The sequence below is a fragment of the Pedobacter sp. NJ-S-72 genome, from assembly GCF_053890575.1.
In genome coordinates, this window is sequence record NZ_CM132681.1 from 5,319,411 (window position 1) to 5,345,088 (window position 25,678).

The following is a 25,678-nucleotide window of genomic DNA, read 5'->3' on the forward strand; positions in this document are numbered from 1 at the left end:
CTCTGCTGTTCTTATTTTGCAATTTGCCGGATATCTACAAATAGAGCTTACATATTTCTTCTGTATTGTCCGCCTACTTCATATAATGCGTTAGAAATCTGCCCTAATGAACAAATCTTACAGGCTTCCATTAGCGCTTCAAAAGTATTTCCGCCAGTGACTGCAATCTTTTGTAACTCTTTCAATGCTTCTACAGTATGGTCTGCATTTCTTTTCTGGAATTCATCCAGTGCTTCAATCTGAAATTGTTTTTCTTCTTCTGTTGCGCGGATAATTTCACCAGGAACTACTGTTGGTGATCCGTTTTTATTTAGGAAGGTGTTTACACCTACAATAGGATATTCACCATTGTGTTTTAAAGTTTCATAGTATAAACTTTCCTCCTGGATCTTACCACGCTGGTACATGGTTTCCATTGCGCCTAAAACACCACCACGATCATTGATCCGCTTAAATTCTGCTAATAATACAGCCTCTTCAACAAGATCAGTTAAATCTTCAATGATAAATGCGCCCTGTAATGGGTTTTCATTTTTCGCCAGTCCTAGTTCTCTGTTAATGATCAATTGAATAGCCATTGCTCTTCTTACAGAATCTTCTGTAGGAGTTGTAATAGCCTCATCATAAGCGTTCGTATGCAGTGAATTACAGTTATCATAGATTGCATATAATGCCTGTAACGTGGTTCTTATATCATTGAAATCAATTTCCTGAGCATGTAATGATCTTCCCGAAGTTTGAATATGATATTTAAGCTTCTGAGAACGGTCATTTCCTTTATACTTGTTCTTGATCGCTTTTGCCCAGATACGTCTGGCTACACGACCAATAACGGCATATTCAGGATCTATACCATTAGAGAAGAAGAACGAAAGGTTTGGTGCAAAATCATCAATATGCATACCTCTGCTCAGATAATATTCTACAAAAGTGAATCCATTACTTAAGGTAAATGCAAGCTGTGATATCGGATTTGCTCCCGCCTCAGCAATGTGATATCCTGATATGGAAACAGAGTAGAAGTTTCTGACTTTTTCGTCAATGAAATATTTCTGAATATCACCCATCATTCTCAGTGCGAATTCGGTAGAGAAGATACAGGTATTCTGTGCCTGGTCTTCTTTAAGGATATCAGCTTGTACCGTACCACGAACGGTACTGATCGCATACGCACGAATCTTAGCATATACATCTGCTGGTAAAACCTGATCTCCGGTAACGCCTAACAATAATAAACCAAGTCCATTGTTACCCTCTGGCAATGCTCCACTGTAAACAGGCTTTTTAATTTTCTTACTCTTATAGATCTGGTTTATTTTCTCTTTAACCTCATCTAACAGCTCATGTTCAATAATGTATTTCTCACATTGCTGATCAATAGCTACATTCATAAAGAAGCCTAAAAGCATAGGAGCGGGGCCGTTGATCGTCATTGAAACAGATGTAGAAGAAGCACACAGATCGAAACCTGAAACCTGAATATAACTTCTTAGCATCATCAAGTGTTGCAATGCTCACGCCTGAGTTCCCTATTTTACCATAAATATCCGGTCTGATATGCGGATCTTCACCATATAGCGTTACTGAGTCAAATGCAGTAGAAAGGCGGTGAGCAGGCTGTCCCAGGGAGACATAATGAAAACGCTTATTCGTTCTTTCCGGGCCGCCTTCTCCTGCAAACATCCTCGTTGGATCTTCTCCGTCACGTTTCAGCGGGAATACACCTGCTGCATACGGGAATTCACCGGGTACATTTTCTGTTAGTAACCAGCGCAGGATATCTCCCCAGTCTTTATATCTTGGCAAAGAAACTTTAGGTATTTTAAGCTGTGATAAAGATTCATAGAACAATGGTTGTTTAATTTCCTTATCTCTGACTTTATATACAAAGTACTCTTCTTTATATTTTTGAACTGTTTCAGGCCATTCTCTCAGTAATCTGCGGCATTGACCATCCAATCGTTCTTCCAGATGATTGTAAATATCTGTAAGAGAAGTTTTCAAGGTTTCAGTAGCTGAAGGAGTTTTTTGCTTTTCATCTTCACAAAGTTCCAGTACTCCGCTAAGCTGATAAAGCTTTCTGGCAATACCGCTTTGTAATTCTACCCACTCATTATAAGCCTGACTGGATTCAGCGATTTCTGCCAAATACCTTGATCTGTCTGGTGGAATGATGTATATTTTTTTTTCTGACTGACCAGCGGTCATCAGCATTCTTGCTTTGAAATCAGTTCCTGTTTTCTCTTTGATTTTTGACATCAGTGCAGTAAACAGGTTATTCATTCCCGGATCATTGAACTGAGACGCCATAGTTCCGAATACAGGGATGGTATCGTCCTTAGCTTCAAACAGGTTGTGATTCCTTTTATATTGTTTACGTACATCGCGCAAAGCATCTAAAGCCCCGCGCTTATCAAACTTATTAATAGCTACCAGATCGGCAAAATCAAGCATATCGATTTTCTCCGTTGTTGTGTAGCAGCACCGAATTCGGGTGTCATCACATATAAAGAAACATCACAATGTTCTGTTATTTCCGTGTCAGACTGGCCAATACCTGATGTTTCTACAATAATCATATCATAGCCGGCAGCTTTACAGATATCAATACTCTCCTGTACATTTACAGACAAGGCTAAATTTGCCTGTCTTGTAGCCAGAGAACGCATATAGATTCTTGGATTGTTAATCGCATTCATCCGGATACGGTCACCAAGTAATGCACCACCCGTTTTTCTTTTAGAAGGGTCAACGGAGATAATTGCCAGTGTTTTGTCTTTGACCTCCATCAGGAAGCGTCTTACCAGCTCATCTACCAGTGAAGATTTTCCTGAACCACCCGTACCGGTAATACCCAGAACAGGAGCCTGACTTTTACTGGTCAGTACTTTAAGTTCATTGACAAAGCCTTGCGCACCAGCAGGATCATTTTCAGCAACAGTGATCGCAGAAGCGATGCTTCTTACTTCCTTGCGCGGAATCATTTCGAGTTCGTTGGTAATCGATTTAGTGGTGATAAAATCAGTTTGCTCCAGCATGTTATTAATCATACCCTGCAAACCCATTTTACGGCCATCATCAGGAGAGTAAATCCTGGTAATTCCGTAAGCTTGTAATTCTGCAATTTCAGCAGGTAAAATTACACCACCACCACCTGCAAATATCTTGATTTTTGTCGCTCCTCTTTCCTGAAGCAGATCGTACATATATTTGAAATATTCCATGTGCCCACCCTGATAGGAGGTCATGGCAATACCTTGAACATCTTCCTGAATCGCACAGTTGACTACCTCATCTACAGATCTGTTATGTCCCAGATGGATAACTTCCGCTCCTGATGACTGTAAAATACGGCGCATGATATTTATGGTTGCATCGTGCCCATCAAACAGGGCCGCTGCTGTTACAAAACGAATTTTATGTTTGGGTACGTAGCTCTTAATTGGTTCCATTAATGAAATTATATTTGTCGTCAGTAAAGTTAATAAAAACTAAATAGCAAGTTTGATTATTGAAAGTCAAAATAAAATATAGAAGCAGTTTGAAGCGGCTTTGCAATATATAAGACATAAAAAAAGACAAACCCTGCCTGAACATGCATACCTTTTTCAAAGATAAGAGAGCGGAGAGGGTTTGTCTTTTAATTTTTTTTATTGATGCGTAAGCTCTGTAATAGGTTCCCCTACACAGCCGCTTGGCATTTGAATATGAAGCATTGCGGCTATTGTAGCTGCAATATCTGTCATATGATGTGTTTTATTCGTCTTACCGGGTTTCACGTTCCAGCCCATGAAAACCAATGGAATATGTGCGTCATATGGATTCCATGCACCATGTGTTGTACCAGTTTTTCCACCGTCAAACCAGTTTGGTTGTAAAATAAAATAGATATCCCCGCTGCGACGTGCATTGTATCCGTTGGTAATCATTTGTTTTTGTACAGCAGTCAATGTGCTTTCTGATATGCGGGCTAATCTATTGCGTCAGCAAATCCTTCAAGTGTTTTTAGATATTCTATAGACGCAGATTTCATTGCAGTGAAGTCTATCTGTTTGAAATCAGGGTTTTCATGGTTAAAGATGATCTGATTGTTCATCGCTAACAATACTGGTTTCTTGATTTTGAACTGGCTTTCCAAAAAAATATTCAGGCTGGTCACAATAGCTTTATCATCTACTACGCCACCAGGAAGTTTGTTTTCTTTCATAAAACCAGGAACATGTGCTGCACCGTGGTCTGCTGAAAGGAATAAAAGATAGTTTCCTTTACCTACTGTTTGATCCAGGTAATTGAAGAAGTCTTCGAAATCTTTATCTAAACGCAGATAAGTATCTTCTGCTTCGATTGAATTTGGGCCGTACTGGTGACCGATATAATCAGTTGAAGAACAACTTACAGCCAGAAAATCTGTGATATTATCTTTCCCTAAATCTTCTGCTTTAATAGCTGCTTTTGCAAGATCAAGTGTAATTGTATTTCCATAAGGAGTACTTCTGATCATGTCATAGTTTTTCCCTGCATACAGTTTTAAAGGATGTGGGAAAGTTGGAGTTTGTTCTCCTCTGGTTTTACCTTCATAATCTTTATTGTCAGCCGTGCTTTGTACATAGCTTTCGATAGGATAAAGGGTATTCCAGTTCTGATCATAATATTTATTGGCCATTTTAAGTTTATTATAGTCCTGTACCCAGGTTGGCAGCTGGCTCATATAATAAGTACTGGTGATCCAGTCTCCGGTTTGTCCGTCGTACCAGTAAGCACCATTTGGCGTATGACCTGCAGGCAGGATAGATCCACGGTCTTTTAAGGATATACCAATTACTTTACCTCTGAAATTTGTAGCCAGACGAAGTTCATCAGTAATTGTAGAGCTTAATAAATTTTTAGGAGACATCATACCTGCTCTTGTAGTTGAGCCTACAGATACTACAGACGTATCTTCTGTACAGTAAACGTTTCTTTTTAATTGCGGATCATACCAGTCATCATTACCAACAATACCAGTAATTGCTGGCACAGAACCAGTGTAAATACTTGAGTGGCCAACGGCAGTATAAGTAGGGGTATATGGAATAAAAGTGTTCTCAGCTGAAAAACCGTCGTTGATCAGGCGTTTGAAACCTCCGTTTGAATATCTGTCATAATAGCGGTACAGGTAATCCCAGCGCATTTGATCAACTACAAGTCCGATGACCAGTTTTGGACGGTCAATAGTTGCAGGATAAACTCCCGTGCTTGTACTCTTTGTTTTTTTTTGTGCTAAAGTCACGCTGCACAGACAACAAAGTGCGGTGAATAACAAGTAAGTTTTTTTCATCAGTTGCTTATTGTTTTTTTTGTAATGAAACCTGTGTGAACTTAAGGGAGTTCACACAGGTTTCATCAGTATCAATTACATTATTTAGTTTCGGAGCTTTATATGACTTCTGCCACCACGAATGTGCTGCCGCCAACAAAGATTAAATCATCGGCTTCAGCACTCTCTTTTTGGCTGCATTCAAAGCTAACGTTACGGTTTCGAAAATGGGTCCTTGTAACATAAATTTTGCTGCCTTTGCAGCCAGTTCATCAGCTGGCATTGCTCTTTCCAGATCGGGCTGGCAGAAATAGTATTTTGCATGGACAGGTAAGAGCTTCAGTACACTGGTAATGTCTTTATCGCTCAGCATACCTATTACCACATGTAAACTGTGATGTTCAGTGGCTTCGATATTTTCCAGCACTTCCTGGATACCTGCAATGTTATGTCCTGTATCACAGATGATCAGCGGATTTTCACCGATAGTCTGCCATCTGCCTTGTAAGCCAGTGATCTGAACTGTATTCGCAAGACCGCTGTAAACTGCTTCATCAGAAATATTAAAGCCATTCTGGTTGAGTGTTATAACAGACTGAATAACGGTCAGCACATTTTTTAGCTGGTAAAAACCAGTGAGATCCAGTTTAAGATCTTTAAATAAACAAGTGCCCTTTTGATAAACTGAGGTGCGCAATTGCATACCCTCACGAACGGTATCCCTGACGTGAAGTTCATTATTGGCAAAGACCAGTTTACTGGATGTTTCTGTGGCTTCGTCTATAAATACCTGCGCTATTTCTTCTTGTCTTTCACCTATAACAGCGGGAACTCCGGGTTTGATAATACCGGCTTTCTGACCTGCGATTTCCTGCAGGGTATTACCCAGCAGATTGGTATGGTCAAAGCTGATATTGGTAATGACCGATAATTCCGGATGAATGATATTCGTTGAATCTTTTCTACCGCCCAGGCCAACTTCAATAATCGCAACATCGACATTTTCGGCTGCGAAATAAGCAAATGCCATAGCAACCGTCACTTCAAAAAAGGAGGGGCTGATGGATTCGATCAGGTCTTTTTCCTGTGCAGTAAAATCAACGACGTACTCTTGAGTAATCATCTCACCATTTACCCTGATTCTTTCTCTGAAATCTTTTAGGTGGGGAGAGGTATATAAGCGGTTTTTATAGCCTGCTTTTTGTAAAACAGCGGCCAGCATATGGGAAGTAGAACCTTTGCCATTTGTACCGCCAACATGAATAGTTTTGAATTTGTCTTGTGGGTTTCCAAGGTTTTCACACATTACGATTGTATTGTGTAAATCCTTTTTCATTGCTGCTGCACCGATACGGGTAAACATTGGAAGCCTGCTGTACAGGTAATCCAGGGTTTCTGAATAAGTCATTGAAATGATTTTAAGGGTGCAAATTAGTAAAGAAACCTAATTATTTCACTTTAAAATTGAAAACTACAACACCAACCTGCAGATCAGGAGCATTATCGGACTGATTCAAACGGGCACCCATTACGGCTGTTTTACATTTAGCCCAAAGATCTAAATCCTGTAAGGTTGTTCCTTTGACACCAGGAGTGGCATCAACTACGATTCCTTGCTTGTTAATGCTGATACGAACTGCAATTTTACCTGTTTTCTGCCCGTTATCCTGAGAGAGTAACCAGGTTTGTGAATCGTCTTAAAGCGATAGGTGTACCGCCAAAACCAGAACCGCCTTCACCATAATTGTTGGCAAGGGGATCGCCGTTAACTGAACCCTGGTTTCCAGGAGTTGTTCCGGTTCCATCACCCTGTCCTGTACCTTTATTGGCTTTACCTTTGTAAAGTGCATTTTGGTTTACAGTTGGTTTAGCTGGTTTGTCAACAACTTTAGTTGTCGCAGCAGGGGTAGATGGTTTGCTTGTTTTTTTTTGTGCTGATACTTACTGCTTCTTCATTATCCTGGGTAGCAATTTCCTTATCTGTACTTTCTACAGACTTTACAGGGGTAACCTGTTTTTCAGGAACTACCTTATCAGGAAGTTGTTTGTTTGCATTGGGATCAGCAGAAGGCTCTTCGATACTGGTATAATCAGTACCCATACCCTCTACAGAAGTACCATAATTAACCACCATTCCGCCCATACCTGCTTCTTCAACAGGTTTGAATGTCCCGATAGCGATAGCAATAAAAAAGCTTAATACCAATAAACCAGCCATGATCGCGGTGGATATTGCTACGGCTTTAGGATAATTATTTTCTTCTTTATGGTAAATCATTATTTTTTTTTGGTTCTACAGCTAATACAACTTTCAGTTTCAACTGATTGGCTACATCAAATACGGCCATAGTATTTTCAATGGACACTCCTCTGGCAACATACAATACAATAGTCAGATCCGGAGATGCCTTCTGATAAGCTTCAATACTTGCCTTCATCTTATCCAGCGTAACAGGTTGTTTCTCTACAAAATAAGTCAGGTTATCATTGATAGAGACAGTGACCGTTTTTTTTGAGCAGCAGATTGCTGTCCGGAGTCAGAACGCGGAAGAAGTAGTTTTACGACCTGCGGATTTACTGCTGCCGAAGCAAGCAGGAAGAACAACATCAGGAAAAACATGATGTCATTCAGCGCAGAAGTATGTACCTCAACAGTTCCTTTATTTCTTTTGCGTAGATTCATTATTTACCTGGTTCCTCTAATAGATCAATAAACTCTAATGCATCTGTTTCCATTCTCAGGATGATTCTTTCTACCATCGCATTCAGGATATGGTATAAAACGTAAGCGATAATACCTACAATTAAACCTGTTGCTGAAGTAATCATTTTAGTGTATAAACCACCAGATATAGTTCCAATTTCAATTGCACCTTTAACAGATACATCATGGAAAATTGTAATTACCCCGATAATTGTTCCTACGAAACCAAGCATCGGTGCTATACCGGCTATAATACCCAGAATACTGATGTTTTTCTCCAGTTTAGAGACTTCAAGTTTACCTACGTTCTCAATTGCAGCTTCAATATCCTTGATTGGACGGCCAATACGTTTCAGGCCTTTCTCCAGCATACGTCCCAATGGGGAATTTGTATTTCTGCATAAAGCAATCGCATTTTCCAATCTGCCATCATGGATGTATTGTTTAATCTGAAGCATCAGATTAGATTCAGTTTTAGAAGATTTTCTGATAGTCAGATAACGTTCAACGAAGATTACCAAACCCGCGAAAGCAAGAAATGCAAGTGGGAGCATTACCCAGCCACCCTTCATCAATAAATCAAAGAAGTGCAGTTCCGGAGGTGCAGCAGTTACAGCCTGTTTCGCAACGTTGGCGGAATCTGTTAATTGTTGTACTGTATCTGTAGCAACCTGTAGCAAAGTGATCATATTTATTGTTTGTTTTTATAAATGTACATTTTCGGTATCTTCAGTTTTTTGGTTAACCTTTCCAGCTCAATCTTAGCTGATTCATTATCCTTTAACGTTGCAATACTGATTTTTAGTTTCCTTCCGGACATATTTGTTACTACTTTGGCGTTAATACCGCTCTTTTTCATTTGCCCAATGAACTTATCTGCTTCTTTTTGATCGTGCATTGAAGCAGCCATAACTTCATAGACGGTAGCTGTATCAGTAGTTTTTACTACAGTCTTTTGAATTACTGAATCTTTCTTTACTGGTTTGGTCGCAGCCGGAACAGTTGTTCCCGGAACGGTTTTCTTAACCGTATCTGCAGTAGCAGTTGAATCTGGTTTGTATCTTACCTGTATAGGCTGTTTAACTGGTTGCTCAGTTTTCGGAGTTGTAGTAAAAGGGTTATTTGCTATGATTCCGTTAAACCATTCTGGTTTGACTATGTAAGCAACAATCATCATAATAATCAGGATCAGCAGACCAAGAATTATTTTCAGATATAAAGGGGTTGTTTTAGTAACTGGTTCCTCTTCTTCAGGAGTGTAAACCTCTTCGTTCTTATTGTAAAACTGAGCAGGCTCAGTAGTTTTAGTATTATCTTTTATATTCCAGATCACTTCTTCCTGTTCAGGTGTAGTTGTTTTGGCAACCGGAGATTTAGAACGATAAAAATTCAGTGCTTCGATTTCTGCACGAAGTTGTTTCTCATCTTTACGCGGTGGAACCGGGCTATCCGGAATAAAGTTTTCATGGTCAGGAACAACAGTTTCTATTGCTGGCTCTTTAACAGAGAGACAACTACTGGTTCCTCCACAGGTGCTACTTCTTCCGGGGCAGTTACTGGTTCTTCCTCAGGAGTATTTACATACTCTTCTATATGTTCTTGCGAAGTTTCTGTATGCTGCTCAACAACCGGAATTTCAAAAGGCAGTACTTCTTCTTCCGGAGCAGTTACTGGTTCTTCAACAAGCTCTTCTGGAGTTTCTGTATGTTCAACGACTGGGGGTTCAGAAGATGTTACTTCTTCTTCTGCGTGTTCTGTAACAACCGGGATTTCTAATGGTAATACTTCTGTTTCCGGAGTAATTTCTTCTTTATGCTTCTCCGGAGCCTCTATATGTTCTTCAACAACAGGAATCTCAAAAGGTATTACTTCATCAATATGACTATGTGCATGTTCTTCTACAGATGGGGTTTCTGGCATAATCTCTTCTGCCGAAGGTTCCTGCTCTGCTTTCACAACAGGTAAGCCATAAAAATCGAAACCGTAATTTTTTTTTTTTTTCTGATGGCTCAAAGCGCAGTTCATCTTCTGCTTTATATAAATTGCCCAGGTCACCAAAATCTGCTTCCTGATGATCATTTAACTGCTGTAAAATACCATTGCTGAATTCATCAATAAAGTAATTGGCAGTATCATTTGATACATTCCTTTTTTTACTGATGAATTCAGCTAATATTAGCTCTTCTTTAACTTCAGGCGTAAAGTCAATAGTATAACTAGGGGGTACAAACGAATGCGTTTCTGCATCGTACCTTCCCGGTAATTTCTTTTTGTAGACAGTTCCCAATCCGGAAACTCCTACAGCTTTACGGGTTTGAATAAGTTCTGAGAGGTAAGACAAGATATCCATTCTGGTAAAAATAAATTTTAATTCCGTATCAACCAATTATAATTGTAATTGGTTAGCTGAATTTAGGCAGGCTCTTAGAACGAATAACTGATTCCACCGAATACATTAACGCCAATTGCCTGGTAATATAAGTATCTGCTATACTTTTTATTAAGCAGGTTATTTGCTTTAGCGAAGGCTGAAAATCTGTTATTGATCTTATAAGTTGCACCAATTCCTAAATCGACAAATCCTTTCACATTAACTACTTGTTCGTTAGCTGTGTTAGGGATGACGTATGGCGATGAAGGGGCCGTTGTATAGATTTTTGCATTAGATGCATCCTGAATAACTACAGCAGCACTAAAACCGATCTTATCCGTTACATTATATAACAGGTCTGAACTTACACGCAATTGAGGTTTAAACCAGCTGTAAGTTTCTGACGATGGTTTGTAATCTTCCAGGTTTACTTTTCCTGTCCATTTTAACTGATCACTCACCTGTACTGAAACTTCACCTTCTAAACCTAACAGCTTCATAGTACCGAAATCATAGATCACATCAAACTTATTGAAGTCAGTGTAGTTATTTACGAACAGTGGCATATCAGTAATTTCTTTGCGGTATACTCTTGCTTTGTAACCAAAACCAGGGCCACCAGTACCTTTAATACCAGCACTGAAACTTAATTTTTCAATAGAGTTTTTGATAGCAATATTACTATTCAGGAAAGGATTTTCATCGGTGAATTCTTTCATAGAGTTTCTGTTCACGTCTCCTTTGATTTCACCAAAGATCTGTAAGTAATCAGGAATAATAGTGAAGTCTGCGGTTACAGCAGGAAAGATTCTCGATTTAGATACCGTACCAAACTCCTGAACAAAGTTGATTCCTGCAGTAATTTTTATACCATTAGCCTGTAAACGGATATATGGATTTAAGCGAAGCAGGTTGTTCGATACACTTGTTAATACATCTTTAGTATTACCAAATTCTCCGGAAGCAGCTAAACCGAAATTGAAACTGCTGATTCTTTTATTTAAGTAACCGTTAATTACAACAGAGTTTTCTGTAGCGGATAACTGGTCTCCCCAGATATAGCCATTCACTTTAGCTGCATAACTTAAAGCATCTTCATCTTCACTGTGTTTGTTTACAACTTCAGCTTCTGCCTCTATGAAATTGAATGATTGCTTGGCTGGGTTAGGATTTCTATTTGGATTAGTTTCATCATAACCATAGAAATAAACACCTTTTCTTTCATAGTTAATACGACCGCTGAATATTGCTTTCTCGCCAATGCTGCGACCAAAAATACTTAATTGCTGCTGATTGAATTTCTGCCCGTTTAATTTTCCTGACTGACTAAAGTGTCTGAAAAAACCACCTAACTGTAAATCCTCAGAACGGCCCATATTGATATAAGCTTCACCAAGAACTGTACTTGCAGAACCAAATCCGCCTTTTACATAATTATTAATGATTTCAGTTTGTCTTTCCGCTGCTACTTCCTGTGCATACAGTTTATCAATATCAGAATTCAGTTCCAGTTTTCTGTCTGTCAGGCTATAATTGAAACGTGCTTTATAAGTTTTAACATCATTCAAATCAGGGCTTCTTCTGAGTTTAACCGCTTCTGCTAAAATTGGCTTATACGGTCTTACTACTACTTCATTTTTCTTCTGTTACCTGTTTATCATCAGGGTTTTTCTCAGGAGCTTTTTTCTCAACTGGCTTCTTCTCAGCAGTTTTCTTTTCTGTAGTCTTTTTCTCGGTCGTTTTTTTATCCTGAGCTTTGATGGTCAGTGTACCCGCAGTTAGTAAGAAAACAGTAGTATATATAAATTTGTTAAATCTCATGGTGCTTTGTCTTATTTAATTTTTTCTAATTTTTCTTTGGCAGTAGCGACAATTTCATCTTTACCGTCATAGTTATCAATAATACTTAAGAGCGTACTTTTTGCCTGCAGTTTGTCTTTTAATGCGACATAATTATCTGCCAGCAGGATGAACGCCTTAGCTACCCAGTAATCGTAAGAAGGCATGTTATTGACTAAATCAAAACAAGTTTTCTGAGATGTTTTATAGTCATGTTTATTGTATTGAATTTCTGCCAGTGTGTATTTAGCTTCGGCAGCTGCCAGCGTCTTTGTTTTACCAACTACATTTGTGAATGATTTTTTACAGCCATCGTTGTATCTGCTTTTAACAGGTAAGCTTTACCTGCATACAGATCTGCACTGTTTACTTCTTCTTCAGAGGCTTTATCAGACTCTTTAGTTAACAGCACATATTTAAGCATGTCATCCGGCATATTTAAAGCTGTATAGGCCTTAAGCAGGTTATTGATTGCAAATGAATAATGCGCTTTGTAATCTGCAGTAGTTTCCAGTCTTTTCAGATAAACGACTGCTTCATTGTATTTTTTCTGTGCAAGGAACAATTTAGATATACTAACCAGTGAACGTTCTGTGTAGTCACTTGTCCAGTCATTCAGAATAAATTCGTAATCAGGAATAGCCTCATCAGGACGATTTAGTTTGACCAGTGATTCTGCTCTGATGAATTTAGCCTCTTTAGCATGGATCGCTTTCGGATACTTATCAAAGTAAGCGTTAACACTTTCAACAGTTCCCTGAGCGTCGCCTTTCAGATAGGTGTTTTTAGCTGCCTGGAAAAAACGATGTTGTCCTGCTCTGCTACGGTGTAGTTACCGATAGGTGTCGTATTAGCATAAGCAATAAAGCCATTTGCATCGCCACGGTCTACATAGATATTTTTGATAGATTCTAAAGCTTGTTTAGCTTCTTCTGTACTTGCATAATCAGTAATTACTTTCTTAAAGGTAGCCAATGCTTCTTCATCTTTATCCTGGTTATATTGTACAAGACCGATGGTAACCAGTGCTCTTGGTACATAACTGCTGTTTGGATACTTACTGATTAAAGCGGTCAGGTCAGTTCTTGATTTGTCAAGATCACCTTTATTGAAATAAGTATAGGCAATTTCGAAACCTGCGTCATCTGCATAGTTTGAGGAAGGGAATTGTTGTAACAAGCTTCCCATTGTAGCAATCTTGGTATCGTCCTGTCCCTGTAATCCCTGGATCATTCCTCTTTGGAACAAGGCGTAGTCTTCACCAGTCGATTTGTCAGCAATAATTCTGTTATAGTAAGTCAGTCAGTGCATTTCCATAGCTCTTACTTACAAAGTATGAATCTGCTAAACGCATAGTTGCATCAACTACTGTATTTTTATCTTTATCATTTCCACTCAGGAAACGTTCATAGTAAGTTGCTGCTTTTGCATATTTCTCATCTTCAAATGCAGAATAGGCCAGCGCGTAATTAGCGAAGTTATATACCTTGGTTTTTTCCGCATCAGGCATCGTAAGGAATTTCTCGAAAGTCTTTACCGCTTCTCCGTACTTACGTAATTCATACATCGATTCTGCCATCCAGTAAGTGCTCAGTGCATGGATTTCGGCATCGCTAGGTAATGCATTAGAGCGTTGGAACATAGAAAGGGCATTTGGGAATGCACGTTCATTGTAAAATTCCAGACCTCTGAAATATAGTACTTTTTGATAAGCCTCTTTTGCCTCTGGTGATTTATCAGGAATAGGGTCTAAGATATCAATAGCGGCCTGGTAATTTTTACTGGTCAGCAAAATTTCACCAAGCAATGTTTTAGCTTCGTTTACTTTGCGTGATTTAGGAAATTGTTTTAAGAAGCTCTGTGTCGATTCTAATGCCTGCTGATTAAAGTCAAGTTCATAGCTTAATCTTGCATAATTGATCCACGCATCTTCCTGAGTTACTTTATCAAATTCAAGACGGGATGCTCTGAAGAAAGCACTTCTAGCTTTTGATTTGTCACCCAGTTTGATAAAGGCACGTCCCAGTGTGTGCATTCCGCTTTGCAGATATACATCATCAGCAGTTAACTGCTCCAATATGCCTACCGATTCTCTGTACATACCTAATTCAAACAGTGAATAACCGTACTGATAAATGAAAAGGTTGTTTTTGGTTTTAGTGGTGCCACTTTTTGTATAGAAATCACTGAAATACAGTGCTGCATTTTTATAATCTGATTTGGCGAAATAAGAAGCTGCGATTAAACTCAGCATCTCCGCTTCAAATTGTTGTTTAGTACTTTTTAAGATTGGAACACAGCAGCATAATTGATTACATCATCATAACGCTCATCCAGGTAATACATGGAAGTGATATAATAAGGATAACTAGCTTCGTAAGTCTTAGAACCTTTCAGTTTTTCAAAGTTGCTCAGTGCTGTTTTATATTCTTTGTTCAGGTAATTGATATAAGCAAAATAATAAGTTGCACTTTCCTGAAAAGGGCCGTCAACTTTTTTTACCGCTTCAAATAAAGGTTCTGCTTTTTCTATGTTTTTCAGTTCGAAATAAGAATATCCCTGTTTGAACTGATATTCTGTTCTTTGTTTCTGAGAAAGAGTAGAAGGGTCGGTTTTTTCAAACCAGTCTAATGCTTTCTGATAATTTTTCTGTGCGAAATAAGATTTACCTACGTGGAAGTAAGCAAGTTTTGTGTTTGGGTTTAAAGGGTAGTCTTTAATGAAGGTTTGAAATAAGCTTTCCGCATCGCGATTGCCTAATTCTAATGCACAGACAGCTGCATAAAACTTGGCATTTTTCTTTTAATAAAGAAAGTTCAGCATTGCTTTCCTGAGCGGTTCCGGGTTTCTGTCTTAACTGTTCAACCAATCTGAATTGTTGAGCTGCAGCAACATACTTTTCATTTTGAAGTAATTCAAGGCCGGTCTGATAGTTTTTATTGAGGTTTACTAACGCACTTACCTGCGCATAACCTGCGGTAAGGTTACCAGCTAATAAAAGCGGAATAAAAAAGTATTTTTTCTTCATTGGTGTTTAATTTCTTTAAGCGGTTATGAAACTAACATGAACCCTTTCTATCAGCTGTTTAAAGAGCGATAGGCACATGATGGTTGCAATGATTTCAAATATGGTTGCTGCTAATATAATTATTGTAACGTGGCTTATTAACATAAGAAGTTAACAAGTGTTGATAACACTGTTTAACGCTAATTTAGCCAGAATGGTATAAAAGAAAAGGGATGAGGACTAATCTCTCTGAGATGCAAGCAGATAAAGTACAGCCATTCTGATAGCTACCCCATTTTCTACCTGATCTAAAATGATCGATTGTTTACTGTCAGCCACGTCACTTGTAATCTCAACCCCTCTGTTAATCGGGCCTGGGTGCATGACAATAATTTCTTTATCCAGGTTATCAAGGATTTGCTTGTTAAGACCATACATCATCGCATACTCTCTTAAAGACGGGAAGTATTTGATATCCTGTCTTTCCAGTTGAATACGAAGCATATTTGCAACATCACACCAGTTTAATGCCTTGATCAGATCATGCTCTACTTTGACACCCAGGCTGGCAATATGTTTTGGAATCAGGGTTGTAGGGCCACAGACCATGACCTCTGCACCTAGTTTTTGCAGGCATAGGATATTGGAAATGGCTACTCTTGAGTGCAGTATATCTCCGACAATGACAACTTTCTTACCTCTTACCTCACCTAGTTTCTCGCGAATAGAGTAAGCGTCAAGTAATGCTTGTGTAGGATGCTCATGCGCACCGTCTCCGGCATTGACAATCTGTGCATTGATATGTTTACTGTTTACTCAGGAATACACCGGCACCAGCATAAGGGTGTCTCATCACTACCATATCCACTTTCATAGCCAGTATGTTATTGACTGTGTCGATTAGGGTTTCTCCTTTACTTACCGAAGAGGATGATGCTGCGAAATTAATCACATCTGCTGAAAGCCTTTTTTCTGCCAGTTCAAAGGATAATTTTGTACGGGTAGAGTTTTCAAAGAAGATATTTGCGATGGTAATATCACGCAGGGAAGGGACTTTTTTAATCGTCCTGTTAATGACACCTTTGAAATTATCTGCAGTCTCAAAAATCAATTCAATATCATTCAGGGTAATATCTTTAATGCCTAAAAGATGTCGGGTTGATAGTTTTTTTTCTGCTGCCATTTTTTATTTATTTCTGTCTGATAATAAAATTACTTTGTCTTCTCCTTCTGTCTCTTTCCAGCTTACTTTTACCATTTGGGAATCTAGGCTGTCGACCTGTTGTCCGATATAATCAGGTTCAATAGGTACGTGTCTTGAGAATCTTCTGTCTATTAAGACCAGAAGTTCTACTTTAGCTGGTCTTCCAAATGCAAGCAATGCATCCAATGCCGCTCTGATGGTACGGCCTGTCCATAGTACATCATCAATCAGAACGACATTACATCCTTCAATGATAAAATCTATAGTGTTGCTGTTTGCGGAAACAATTCCATCTTTTCTCCTGAAATCATCTCTAAAGAAAGTGATATCAAGATTACCTTTTCTGATGGTCTTGTTTTTAAGAATTTCTGAAAGTTCCTGTTTGATTCTGTCTGCGAAGTAACTGCCGCGGGGCTGTATACCAATGAGTACGGTATTAGAAAAATCGTTGTGATTCTCAATTAATTGATGACAAAGTCTCTTAATTGTGATTTGGAATTTTTTACCGTCTAGCAGGGTTCTCTTTTGCATTGACAAATTGATTAGGCAAATATAAAAAATCGGATTGAATTATGTGTCCGCAATTTTAATTAATTTCAATGAGGTTCTGCTTTTTTTAATTATAAAATAAAGCTAATTGCCTGATTCATATGTACAAATTAACCTTATTCTTTTTGCAAAAAGAGGAGAGATCCGGGGGAGCGATTCTTTATTTTAGCTATCCGTATTGTTAGGGAGAACTTAAACAGGATTAAGCGTAAGGGTTTTTAGGAATGTTAACTATTTTATAGTTAAGTGCTTTCAATTCTATTAACAGCTCCGGCGCTGGATTTTCTTTAAATACAATAACTGATAAAACCTGTCCGGGAATAACAGTCATTTTTACCAGGATATCTAAAACCTTCTTTTTCCTGTTGATTTGCCTAAAATGTTTTTCGTTTTTTGAAGCTGGTAAGCTTTCCATTCCTTTAGCGTAGAAATTGGGGTTAATTTGTTTAAAAGCAACCATCGGCAGGCCAAGGCCAGCAGCAAACTTCTCAAACTCTCTTTCGCTGATTTTATAAACGAAGTTACCAACGGGTTCATAAGAGAATTGATTTTTCCACAGCTTTTTTATAAGCGAAGGACTGGACTTTGCCAGGATATTTAATATACCTAATAACATAGGCATTTTTGTTACCGGATCCTGAGGCTCAATGATTACAATTCCTTTTTTAGCCACACGTATCATTTCATACAGTGCAGCATATGGCCTTGGAAAATGATGATAAGTTTCTTTACACAGGATATAATCAAATGTATTATCCTGAAAGGTTAACTTTTCCGCATTCTGAACGGAATAGTTGTTTATAATCCCATTTTGCATAGCAATTTCCAAAAAATCACTATTCAGGTCGCTGGCTTCGGCATGCTGTGCGTTATTGGATTGCTGGATATATTGGGCATCAAATCCATAAGCATCACCTACAGTGAGCCACTTCTGATCAGCTTTTCTGAGTAAAGGATTTATACAGGTGAAGAATATATTCTGTAACCAGTTATTGACCGTTTGGGCTTTACTGTCATTTCTTTTTAGATAAGCTACCTTGTCTTCGGCTGTTGGGAAGTTTACATTGTACCAGTCCTCATGTTTCTTGTAGCTATCGTGGTGATACATAAATGGATATCTGTTTTACTAAATATAAGTAATTTATTTTAGCCTAAACTGTTAAAAGATGTTAAGAAAAGAATTTGTGTTGCATAACAATTTCGCAATTATTAACATTGCTTTCCGTTATATATAAGTGACAGATATTATAAACACCTTAACTGACTAATTTGACTATGCAGTATTCTATCATATTTTTTGACGGTGTTTGTAATTTATGTACAGGCTCCGTTAAATTTGTCATTAAGAGAGATCTGAAGGATCAGTTCAGATTCGCTGCGCTGCAAAGTGATGTTGCACAGCAATACCTGGGGCCCTTTGGATTATCATTAAGTGAATTAAGCAGTATTATCTTGTTTGAAAATGGGAGGGTTTATCAGCGTTCTACAGCTGCGTTGCGAATTACAAGACATCTTAGCGGAGCATGGCCTTTACTGTATGGTTTGTTAATAGTACCTGCCTTGCCTTTATCAGGGACTTCGTATATGATCAGATCGCAAAGCGCAGATATTCGATCTGGGGGAGGGAGGAGAGCTGTATGGTACCTACCGCTGTACTGAAGGCTAAGTTTCTATAACCTTTATTGAAAATACGTATTCAATCATCTTACAAATTTCAGAACATAAAAAAAGAGGGTGTCTTTTGGACACCCTCTTTTTAATATATAAGCTTGAAGATTATTTAGCTTTGTTTTTGCTTTCTTCGCCTTCCATTTGCTCTTTCAATTGTGCAAGAACACCTAGATCACCAAGAGTTGATTTCTCAACTGAATCTTTAACTTTTTTAACTGCATTGCTTGAAGCTTTAGCATCTTTTTTCTTAGTAGCTCTTTCTTCAGCAGCAACTTCAGCTTTAGCCTCTTCCCAGATACGGGCATGAGAAACAACGATACGTTTTGCATCTTTGTTAAACTCGATGATTTTGAAATCATTAGTTTCTTCAGCTTTAATAGTAGTACCATCTTCTTTAGCCATGTGTTTAGTTGGAACGAATCCTTCTACACCATATGGTAAAGCAATAACAGCACCTTTATCAGTTACTTTAACAACAGTTCCCTGGTGAATTGAATCTAACGTGAAGATAGTTTCAAAAGTATCCCAAGGGTTTTCTTCTAATTGTTTATGACCTAAGCTTAATTTACGGCTATCAACGTCTAATTCTAAAACAACTACGTCTAATGTATCACCTACTTTAGTGAATTCGTTAGGGTGGTTAACTTTTTTAGACCATGAAAGATCAGAGATATGGATTAATCCATCAATACCTTCTTCAATTTCCACGAATACACCGAAGTTAGTCATGTTTTTAACTACAGCAGTATGTTTGCTTCCGATAGGATATCTTTCAGCAACATTTTGCCATGGATCCTGAGTTAATTGCTTAATACCTAAGCTCATTTTGCGTTCGTCTCTGTCTAAAGTTAATACTTCAGCTTCGATTTCGTCGCTAACTTTCAAGAATTCCTGTGGGGGCTGCGTAAGTTTTGAGACCAAGACATTTCTGATACGTGAATTAAACCTTCAACACCAGGAATGATTTCTAAGAATGCACCGTAATCGGCTACAGTAACGATTTTACCTTTAACTTTAGATCCAACAACAAGGTTAGTATCTAAACTTTCCCAAGGGTGTGGAGTTAATTGTTTTAAGCCTAATGCAATACGTTTTTTCTCGTCATCAAAGTCAAGAACAACAACATTGATTTTCTCATCTAAGCTCAATACTTCTTTTGGATGCTCTATGCGGCCCCAAGAAATATCAGTAATGTGAAGTAAACCGTCAACACCACCTAAATCGATGAATACACCGAAGTCAGTAATGTTTTTAACAGTACCTTCTAATACCTGACCTTTTTCAAGTTTAGATACGATCTCAACTTTTTGACTTTCTAAATCGTCTTCGATTAAGATTTTGTGTGATACTACAACGTTTTTAAATTCGTGGTTGATTTTCACAACTTTGAATTCCATTGTTTTACCTACATAAACATCGTAATCACGGATCGGTTTGATGTCGATCTGAGAACCAGGTAAGAAAGCTTCAACACCCATGATGTCAACGATAAGACCACCTTTAGTACGGCTTTTAACAAATCCGTTGATGATTCTGTCATTGTCAAGGGCTTCGTTGATAGATTCCCAAGATCTCTGAGTTTTTGCTCTTTTACGAGATAAAATCAATTGACCATTTGCGTCTTCCGGAGCTTCAACAAATACATCAACTGTATCACCGATTTTCAAATCAGGTGTATCACGGAATTCAGAAGTTGATACTAAACCGTCAGATTTAAATCCTACGTTTAATACAACGTCTTTATTGTTGATTGATACAACAATACCGCTGATAATTTCACCCTGGTTGATTTGATTGAAAGTATCGGTATACATGTCTTCAAACTTTTTACGGTCTTCGTCAGAGTATTTTCCGAAAGCTTTATCGTCTGCATCCCAGTCAAAGTCCTGATCTGGTGTTGCTAGTGATGATTTGATCTGTTCGATCGACAATGAATCTGCTTCAGATTCAATGGTTTCTTTTTCAGTCAGACGAGCGTCTGTACCTTGTAATTCGGCTTTTTTAGCCTCTAATTCTTTTTCTGCTACTTGTTTTTTTGCCATTAATCATTTAATCTCCTTTTCCCTTTAGGGACTGCAAAGATAGAAATTAATATTTTTAATGAAAGAATTTTTTAATAAATGTTGTTGATTTTGAACAGTTTGTCTTAATTAATATGTATTTCGAATGACAATCGGGTGTTAATTCCCCAGATTCCTATTTCATACCAGCTGTGGGATGAAGGGGGTAACTTTATTTAGCGCAAATTCAAGCTGCTCAGCAGGAGTAATTTCTGTATTGTCCAGAATGATAGCGTCTTCTGCACGAACAAGTGGGCTTTCTTTTCTCGTGGTATCTGCATAATCCCGGTGTGCAAGATTCTCGAAAACTTCTTCCAGCGTAGTAGTTGTATCGCCTTTACTCTGTAATTCTTTGAATCTTCGCTCTGCTCTTACTTTAGGATCTGCTGTCATAAACAGTTTGACCTGGGCATCAGCAAATACAGTAGTACCAATATCACGGCCGTCCATAACTATATTTTTGGACTTACCCATGCGTTGCTGCTGTTTCACCATCTCTTTACGTACTTGTTTAAGAGCGGATATTTCACTTACAGTTTCAGAAACAGGCATTTGTCTGATTTCTTCCGAAACTTCTTCGCCATTCAGGGTGATGTGCGATTCGTAATCTCTGGAGTGAAAATTCAGTTCAATGTGCGCCAGGGCATCGGTTACCGCTGCCTCATCGCTTACATTAATATGATTGCGTATAAAATATAAAGTCACCGCTCTGTACATTGCACCGCTATCTATATAGATAAAGCCCAATGTTTTTGCCAGTGCTTTTGCCAGCGTGCTTTTACCGCATGAAGAATAACCATCAATGGCCACAACTACATTTTTTCTCATATAGGTGCAAAAATATACTGTTTTGAGGGTTTTTTAAAATAGTTTTAAAGAAAAAGAATTATTTTTGCGGGTATGTATAAAGATAGAAAAGAACTCGTTAAATCGCTCACCTTTAAAACTTCCAGGAGTGGGGGGAAAGGCGGACAAAATGTCAACAAGGTCTCCAGTAAAGTCGAGGTCATCCTCCATGTAGAGTCTGCTGAATTTTTTCTCCACGACAGAAAAAGCATTGCTTGCAGAACGTCTGGCAAACCGGATTGATACAGAAGGTAATCTTCATGTAGTTTCACAAGAGGACAGAAGTCAGCTGGTCAATAAAGAACAAAGCATTATCAAACTGATGGCTTTATTGAAAATAGGTCTTCATGTTGACAAAAAAAGAAAACCTACGCATACACCAAAAAGTGTTATTCTGAGAAGGAAAAGCGACAAGAAATCAATTGCAGTAAAAAAAGAAAACAGGAAAAAGCCAGGCATGGATGCCTGGTTAAACTGATCCAGGTAAAATCGTTGTCTAGTTAAATCTGTAAGACACGGTAATCGATCCCCACTGATGTGCTCTTGCGATACTCTTAATTTCTTTCGTTTTAAACAAAACGCCAAAATCAGCAGTAAATCGATCCACACTGTAATCTATCCCCAATTGCTGCGCAAATACAACGGGTTTCTGACTAAAAGTTACCGGACTATTGTTGTTAAACATACTTCCCTGGATAGTCGCATCATAAGCCACCACATTTAGCTGAGGTTTAGCATAGAAAAACATTTCTCTTTTTACCAGTGATTTAGTTTTTGCATTATTGCCAACAACTGCATGTGTATAAGCAGAATTAAATAACTGGTTCAGATTACCCGTTCTGAAAAGTAAACCCGCACCCGCACCACTAAAAGTCGTTCCTAGGTTAGCATATCCTTCAAAAGATAATTCAACGGCATTGCCGGCTGTGCGTGTCAATAATTTAGTATACTGTGCAGAAAGGTTAACTGCCAGTTCGTTCTTAATCTGGTAATCCCATCATCCGCCAACATCATAGAAGCCAAATGTTTTGTGCAATAATTTCTGACCTGCTTCACCTAACGAGTTTTTTCCGGTCGTACCAATTTGTGCGCTTGCACTGATGATACTTTCATCACTATAAAACCAGTTCATCGTACCACCTACATATAAATAACCTGCAAAAGGACGATCTTGTTTAGCCGGATCAGGAGCATAACCTGAATAAGGATTAAACATCATCTGACCTGCACTGATTTCGTAGGTTTTTTTCTCCAGTCCGGCCTTTAACTTTTGCTGATCCGTAGCATGACGGAAGTAAAGAAACAATCCGTTTGTATAATAACGGTCAGAACCCTGAGCCAGATAGGAATCATTATCACTTTTAAAACCAATCTCATTTTTAAAAGATTGTGAATAAAAAAAGAAGAGCAGAATAATAAAACGAAAAGGATCGAATACCCGGTGTATTTCATGTGAATTATAAAAAAAAGCCCCGGTTATTCCGGAGCTTTAAATATATGAGTTAAAATCTATCTGCGCAATTAGTTTGCAACTGTTGCTGGTTTGATTTTGACACTCAGGTCCTGAGGATCTTTAACCTGATCTTTCATCAGCGCCAGTTCAATTACTTCTTTCATTTCAGTTACATAATGGAAGTTAAGATCCTTGATATAACTTTCTTTGATTTCCAGGATGTCTTTACGGTTTGATTTACATAAGATGATATCTTTAATGTTAGCTCTTTTAGCCGCAAGGATCTTTTCTTTGATTCCGCCTACAGGTAAAACTTTACCACGAAGTGTGATTTCTCCAGTCATGGCTAAATTAGATTTTACCTTACGCTGCGTAAATGCCGAAGTCAGTGCAGTCAGCATAGTAATACCTGCCGAAGGACCGTCTTTTGGTGTTGCACCAGCCGGAACGTGAACATGAATGTCCCAAAGATCAAACAGTTGGTTGTCAATGCCAAATAAAGAGGCATGAGCTCTAAGATAAGCTAATGCGATGACAGCAGATTCTTTCATTACATCGCCCAGATTACCAGTTAAGGTTAACTTTCCTTTACCAGGACTCAAACTGGCCTCTATAAATAAAATATCACCTCCTACTTGTGTCCAGGCGAGTCCGGTTACCACACCAGCTACCTCATTACCTTCATATAAATCCTTATCATATATAGGTGCACCTAAAATGCGTTCTACATCTTCAAGACCTAATGCTGGCTCATAGGTTTCTTCCATAGCAATTTTAGTAGCTACGCCACGTACCAGTGAACCTATTTTTTTCTCTAAACCACGCACACCGGATTCACGGGTATAGTCTTCAATTACTTTCTCGATCAGGCTTGATTTTAAAACAATATCTTTTGTTTTAATACCATGCTGTTCTTTTTGCTTAGGTAAAAGATACTTTTTTGCGATTTCTATCTTCTCTTCAATGGTATAGCCATTTACTTCAATGATCTCCATACGATCCAGTAAAGCTGGCTGAATGTTACTCAGTGAATTCGCTGTTGCGATGCGATAAATAATACGTTAGACAAATCGTAATCAGTCTCTACATAGTGATCATTGAACGCGCTGTTCTGTTCAGGGTCCAATACTTCAAGTAATGCCGAAGAAGGATCTCCTCTGAAATCAGACCCCACTTTATCAATCTCATCCAATACAAATACCGGGTTAGCGGCACCTGCTTTTTTGATAGACTGAATAATACGTCCCGGCATTGCGCCTATATATTTTTTTTCTGTGACCACGAATTTCTGCTTCATCTCTGATACCACCTAATGCCATACGGACATATTTGCGGTTCAAAGCTTTGGCAATTGATTTACCAAGTGATGTTTTACCAACTCCCGGAGGGCCTACCAGACAAATGATAGGTGCTTTCATATCACGTTTCAGCTTAAGCACAGCCAGATATTCAATGATACGTTGTTTCACTTTCTCTAATCCGAAATGATCTTTGTCTAATACTCTTTGCGCACGTTTCAGGTCGAAATTATCTTTAGTGAAATCATTCCATGGCAAATCAAGCAATAATTCAAGGTAATTAATCTGTACAGAATAATCAGGGGCAGCAGGATTCATTCTGCCTAGTTTTTCCAGTTCTTTACCAAAATGGTCTTTTACCTGTACTGACCATTTTTTCTTCTTCGCACGAACTTCAAGCGCTTCATATTCAAGATCTGAAGAGTTTCCTCCCAATTCTTCCTGGATAGTTTTAAGCTGCTGGTTTAAGAAGTAGTCTCTTTGCTGTTTATCTAAATCAACACGTACTTTAGATTGTATCTGGTTTTTAAGTTCCAGCATCTGCAGTTCCAGTGTCAGTAATTCCATCACCATTAAGGCCCTTTCTCTTAGATTGTCCATTTCAAGCATTTTTTGCTTGTCTTTGACATCTGCATTCATATTTGAAGAGATGAAATTGATCAGGAAAGAAGTGCTTTCAATATTTTTAAGAGCCATCGCTGCCTCACTTGGAATATTTGGTGAAAGCTGGATGATTTGTGAAGACATTTCCCTGATAGAAGCCACCAGTGCTTTGAATTCTTTATCTTTTTTATGTTTTGCCTCATTAAATTTACTGATAGTAACTTTAATATAGGGCTCAGACTGTACCTCTTCCAATAATCGGAAACGTTGTTTTCCCTGGATGATCACAGTTGTATTACCATCAGGCATCTGCAGCATTTTGATAATATGGGCTACAGTACCGACTTTATTTAACTGTTCAAATGTTGGATCTTCAATAGATACATCCAACTGGGAAACTACACCAATAATTTTGTCACCTTTATAGGCTTCTTTTATCAGTTTTATGGACTTGTCTCTTCCAACGGTAATTGGGATGACAACTCCAGGAAATAAAACCGTATTTCTCAATGGAAGTATGGCTAGTATTTCAGGTGTTTCTTCGTTATTCATCTCATCTTCATCCTGTTGGGACATCAAAGGGAAAAATTCCGTATCTTCATTTATGATGGGTAATGCATTGCCAAAATCAAACTGATCTTTTATACTCATTAATAGGCCTTTCTAGAATAAAAAAACGACAATGTGACAGGCTGTCGCTTATAAAAATTATAATTATATATTGCTGTGTATAATTTCAACTCCTGTGCCAAACATTCATTATTGCTTTTTATCTGT

25 protein-coding genes and 5 pseudogenes are annotated in these 25,678 nt (G+C 38.3%); 3 read left to right on the plus strand and 27 right to left on the minus strand.

From position 1 onward, the window contains the following. Window positions 1-47: 47 nt before the first annotated feature. From ACWYN3_RS34990 to ACWYN3_RS35100, 23 genes and pseudogenes are all read right to left on the minus strand, one after another. On the minus strand, window positions 48-1,433 hold the full coding sequence (locus ACWYN3_RS34990; RefSeq protein ID WP_456223260.1) for a methylmalonyl-CoA mutase family protein: 1,386 nt from the start codon (window positions 1,431-1,433) through the stop codon (window positions 48-50). Beyond that, the gene (locus ACWYN3_RS34995; RefSeq protein WP_456218332.1) at window positions 1,375-2,454 is read right to left on the minus strand and encodes a methylmalonyl-CoA mutase family protein; all 1,080 of its coding nucleotides are present in this window, start codon (window positions 2,452-2,454) and stop codon (window positions 1,375-1,377) included. Before ACWYN3_RS34995 ends, ACWYN3_RS34990 begins: the two co-directional genes overlap by 59 nt. Beyond that, window positions 2,430-3,452 (minus strand): cobalamin-dependent protein, encoded by a 1,023-nt coding sequence (locus tag ACWYN3_RS35000; RefSeq protein WP_456218333.1) that lies wholly within the window; start codon window positions 3,450-3,452, stop codon window positions 2,430-2,432. The genes ACWYN3_RS34995 and ACWYN3_RS35000 overlap by 25 nt, the downstream gene beginning before the upstream one ends. A 198-nt stretch (window positions 3,453-3,650) precedes the next feature. Beyond that, window positions 3,651-3,950: a hypothetical protein gene (locus ACWYN3_RS35005; protein ID WP_456218334.1), complete on the minus strand. Its 300-nt coding sequence runs from the start codon at window positions 3,948-3,950 to the stop codon at window positions 3,651-3,653. Window positions 3,951-3,970: 20 nt separating this feature from the next. Beyond that, complete coding sequence (gene pafA / locus ACWYN3_RS35010) at window positions 3,971-5,317, minus strand: alkaline phosphatase PafA (RefSeq protein WP_456218335.1); 1,347 nt, start codon at window positions 5,315-5,317, stop codon at window positions 3,971-3,973. 142 nt (window positions 5,318-5,459) lie between these two features. Then, entirely contained in the window at window positions 5,460-6,704 is a 1,245-nt protein-coding gene (locus ACWYN3_RS35015) for a bifunctional folylpolyglutamate synthase/dihydrofolate synthase (protein ID WP_456218336.1), read from the minus strand. A 289-nt stretch (window positions 6,705-6,993) separates the two neighbouring features. Further along, window positions 6,994-7,146 carry a hypothetical protein gene (locus ACWYN3_RS35020; protein WP_456218337.1) on the minus strand — a complete coding sequence of 51 codons (153 nt, stop codon included), beginning with the start codon at window positions 7,144-7,146 and terminating at the stop codon, window positions 6,994-6,996. Between the two features lie 38 nt (window positions 7,147-7,184). Further along, window positions 7,185-7,574, minus strand: coding sequence for a hypothetical protein (locus ACWYN3_RS35025; RefSeq protein WP_456218338.1), 390 nt, complete (start codon window positions 7,572-7,574; stop codon window positions 7,185-7,187). Further along, window positions 7,561-7,979, minus strand: a pseudogene (locus ACWYN3_RS35030) (ExbD/TolR family protein). The gene ACWYN3_RS35025 and the pseudogene ACWYN3_RS35030 overlap by 14 nt, the downstream one beginning before the upstream one ends. After that, a complete protein-coding gene (locus tag ACWYN3_RS35035; RefSeq protein ID WP_456218339.1) occupies window positions 7,979-8,689 on the minus strand; it encodes a MotA/TolQ/ExbB proton channel family protein in 711 nt (236 codons plus the stop codon). The pseudogene ACWYN3_RS35030 and the gene ACWYN3_RS35035 overlap by 1 nt, the downstream one beginning before the upstream one ends. A gap of 2 nt (window positions 8,690-8,691) precedes the next feature. Next, window positions 8,692-9,333, minus strand: a complete 642-nt coding sequence (locus ACWYN3_RS35040; protein WP_456218340.1) for a hypothetical protein — start codon at window positions 9,331-9,333, stop codon at window positions 8,692-8,694. A 152-nt stretch (window positions 9,334-9,485) separates the two neighbouring features. Then, window positions 9,486-9,920, minus strand: a complete 435-nt coding sequence (locus tag ACWYN3_RS35045) for a hypothetical protein (protein WP_456218341.1) — start codon at window positions 9,918-9,920, stop codon at window positions 9,486-9,488. Further along, window positions 9,883-10,350 (minus strand): HU domain-containing protein, encoded by a 468-nt coding sequence (locus ACWYN3_RS35050; protein WP_456218342.1) that lies wholly within the window; start codon window positions 10,348-10,350, stop codon window positions 9,883-9,885. The genes ACWYN3_RS35045 and ACWYN3_RS35050 overlap by 38 nt, the downstream gene beginning before the upstream one ends. Before the next feature lie 74 nt (window positions 10,351-10,424). Beyond that, window positions 10,425-11,939, minus strand: a complete 1,515-nt coding sequence (locus tag ACWYN3_RS35055) for a hypothetical protein (RefSeq protein ID WP_456218343.1) — start codon at window positions 11,937-11,939, stop codon at window positions 10,425-10,427. A gap of 64 nt (window positions 11,940-12,003) precedes the next feature. Continuing rightward, the gene (locus tag ACWYN3_RS35060) at window positions 12,004-12,192 is read right to left on the minus strand and encodes a hypothetical protein (RefSeq protein WP_456218344.1); all 189 of its coding nucleotides are present in this window, start codon (window positions 12,190-12,192) and stop codon (window positions 12,004-12,006) included. A gap of 11 nt (window positions 12,193-12,203) precedes the next feature. Next, on the minus strand, window positions 12,204-12,377 hold the full coding sequence (locus ACWYN3_RS35065) for a hypothetical protein (RefSeq protein WP_456218345.1): 174 nt from the start codon (window positions 12,375-12,377) through the stop codon (window positions 12,204-12,206). Between the two features lie 116 nt (window positions 12,378-12,493). Continuing rightward, window positions 12,494-12,775, minus strand: a complete 282-nt coding sequence (locus tag ACWYN3_RS35070; RefSeq protein WP_456218346.1) for a hypothetical protein — start codon at window positions 12,773-12,775, stop codon at window positions 12,494-12,496. Window positions 12,776-12,981: 206 nt separating this feature from the next. Continuing rightward, the gene (locus tag ACWYN3_RS35075) at window positions 12,982-13,458 is read right to left on the minus strand and encodes a tetratricopeptide repeat protein (protein ID WP_456218347.1); all 477 of its coding nucleotides are present in this window, start codon (window positions 13,456-13,458) and stop codon (window positions 12,982-12,984) included. Between the two features lie 40 nt (window positions 13,459-13,498). Continuing rightward, a complete protein-coding gene (locus ACWYN3_RS35080) occupies window positions 13,499-14,464 on the minus strand; it encodes a tetratricopeptide repeat protein (RefSeq protein WP_456218348.1) in 966 nt (321 codons plus the stop codon). A gap of 29 nt (window positions 14,465-14,493) precedes the next feature. Then, window positions 14,494-14,931, minus strand: a complete 438-nt coding sequence (locus tag ACWYN3_RS35085; RefSeq protein ID WP_456223261.1) for a tetratricopeptide repeat protein — start codon at window positions 14,929-14,931, stop codon at window positions 14,494-14,496. A 526-nt stretch (window positions 14,932-15,457) separates the two neighbouring features. Further along, window positions 15,458-16,400 (minus strand): annotated as a pseudogene (locus tag ACWYN3_RS35090) (aspartate carbamoyltransferase catalytic subunit). Between the two features lie 3 nt (window positions 16,401-16,403). After that, complete coding sequence (gene pyrR / locus ACWYN3_RS35095; RefSeq protein WP_041883417.1) at window positions 16,404-16,952, minus strand: bifunctional pyr operon transcriptional regulator/uracil phosphoribosyltransferase PyrR; 549 nt, start codon at window positions 16,950-16,952, stop codon at window positions 16,404-16,406. A 220-nt stretch (window positions 16,953-17,172) separates the two neighbouring features. Then, the gene (locus tag ACWYN3_RS35100) at window positions 17,173-18,078 is read right to left on the minus strand and encodes a class I SAM-dependent methyltransferase (protein WP_456218349.1); all 906 of its coding nucleotides are present in this window, start codon (window positions 18,076-18,078) and stop codon (window positions 17,173-17,175) included. A gap of 167 nt (window positions 18,079-18,245) precedes the next feature. On the opposite strand from ACWYN3_RS35100, the gene ACWYN3_RS35105 reads away from it, so the two are divergent. After that, complete coding sequence (locus ACWYN3_RS35105) at window positions 18,246-18,629, plus strand: thiol-disulfide oxidoreductase DCC family protein (RefSeq protein WP_456218350.1); 384 nt, start codon at window positions 18,246-18,248, stop codon at window positions 18,627-18,629. Window positions 18,630-18,746: 117 nt separating this feature from the next. Here ACWYN3_RS35105 and rpsA read toward each other — a convergent pair. Together rpsA and cmk are read right to left on the minus strand one after the other, a co-directional pair. Beyond that, window positions 18,747-20,683, minus strand: a pseudogene (rpsA, locus tag ACWYN3_RS35110) (30S ribosomal protein S1). A 159-nt stretch (window positions 20,684-20,842) separates the two neighbouring features. Continuing rightward, complete coding sequence (gene cmk / locus ACWYN3_RS35115; RefSeq protein ID WP_456218351.1) at window positions 20,843-21,529, minus strand: (d)CMP kinase; 687 nt, start codon at window positions 21,527-21,529, stop codon at window positions 20,843-20,845. A 72-nt stretch (window positions 21,530-21,601) separates the two neighbouring features. Here cmk and ACWYN3_RS35120 point away from each other — a divergent pair, with 72 nt between their 5' ends. Next, window positions 21,602-21,790, plus strand: a complete 189-nt coding sequence (locus ACWYN3_RS35120) for a peptide chain release factor-like protein (RefSeq protein WP_456218352.1) — start codon at window positions 21,602-21,604, stop codon at window positions 21,788-21,790. Then, window positions 21,759-22,025, plus strand: a complete 267-nt coding sequence (locus ACWYN3_RS35125) for a hypothetical protein (protein ID WP_456218353.1) — start codon at window positions 21,759-21,761, stop codon at window positions 22,023-22,025. The genes ACWYN3_RS35120 and ACWYN3_RS35125 overlap by 32 nt, the downstream gene beginning before the upstream one ends. A gap of 18 nt (window positions 22,026-22,043) precedes the next feature. Here the strand turns inward: ACWYN3_RS35125 and ACWYN3_RS35130 are convergent. Both ACWYN3_RS35130 and lon read right to left on the minus strand, forming a co-directional pair. Then, a pseudogene (locus tag ACWYN3_RS35130) lies at window positions 22,044-23,027 on the minus strand (lipid A deacylase LpxR family protein). Between the two features lie 41 nt (window positions 23,028-23,068). Beyond that, window positions 23,069-25,552 (minus strand): annotated as a pseudogene (gene lon / locus ACWYN3_RS35135) (endopeptidase La). Window positions 25,553-25,678: the final 126 nt, after the last annotated feature.

Coding starts and splice junctions, on each gene's coding strand:
- ACWYN3_RS35020 (WP_456218337.1), bottom strand. CDS start 7,146: ATGCACTTTACAAAGGTAAAGCCAATAAAGGTACAGGACAGGGTGATG.
- ACWYN3_RS35035 (WP_456218339.1), bottom strand. CDS start 8,689: ATGATCACTTTGCTACAGGTTGCTACAGATACAGTACAACAATTAACA.
- cmk (WP_456218351.1), bottom strand. CDS start 21,529: ATGAGAAAAAATGTAGTTGTGGCCATTGATGGTTATTCTTCATGCGGT.
- ACWYN3_RS35080 (WP_456218348.1), bottom strand. CDS start 14,464: ATGCTGAGTTTAATCGCAGCTTCTTATTTCGCCAAATCAGATTATAAA.
- ACWYN3_RS34995 (WP_456218332.1), bottom strand. CDS start 2,454: ATGCTTGATTTTGCCGATCTGGTAGCTATTAATAAGTTTGATAAGCGC.
- ACWYN3_RS34990 (WP_456223260.1), bottom strand. CDS start 1,433: ATGACGATCAACGGCCCCGCTCCTATGCTTTTAGGCTTCTTTATGAAT.
- ACWYN3_RS35065 (WP_456218345.1), bottom strand. CDS start 12,377: ATGCCTTCTTACGATTACTGGGTAGCTAAGGCGTTCATCCTGCTGGCA.
- ACWYN3_RS35105 (WP_456218350.1), top strand. CDS start 18,246: ATGCAGTATTCTATCATATTTTTTGACGGTGTTTGTAATTTATGTACA.
- ACWYN3_RS35015 (WP_456218336.1), bottom strand. CDS start 6,704: ATGACTTATTCAGAAACCCTGGATTACCTGTACAGCAGGCTTCCAATG.
- ACWYN3_RS35025 (WP_456218338.1), bottom strand. CDS start 7,574: ATGATTTACCATAAAGAAGAAAATAATTATCCTAAAGCCGTAGCAATA.
- pyrR (WP_041883417.1), bottom strand. CDS start 16,952: ATGCAAAAGAGAACCCTGCTAGACGGTAAAAAATTCCAAATCACAATT.
- ACWYN3_RS35060 (WP_456218344.1), bottom strand. CDS start 12,192: ATGAGATTTAACAAATTTATATATACTACTGTTTTCTTACTAACTGCG.
- ACWYN3_RS35100 (WP_456218349.1), bottom strand. CDS start 18,078: ATGTATCACCACGATAGCTACAAGAAACATGAGGACTGGTACAATGTA.
- ACWYN3_RS35050 (WP_456218342.1), bottom strand. CDS start 10,350: ATGGATATCTTGTCTTACCTCTCAGAACTTATTCAAACCCGTAAAGCT.
- ACWYN3_RS35000 (WP_456218333.1), bottom strand. CDS start 3,452: ATGGAACCAATTAAGAGCTACGTACCCAAACATAAAATTCGTTTTGTA.
- pafA (WP_456218335.1), bottom strand. CDS start 5,317: ATGAAAAAAACTTACTTGTTATTCACCGCACTTTGTTGTCTGTGCAGC.
- ACWYN3_RS35120 (WP_456218352.1), top strand. CDS start 21,602: ATGTATAAAGATAGAAAAGAACTCGTTAAATCGCTCACCTTTAAAACT.
- ACWYN3_RS35045 (WP_456218341.1), bottom strand. CDS start 9,920: ATGCCAGAAACCCCATCTGTAGAAGAACATGCACATAGTCATATTGAT.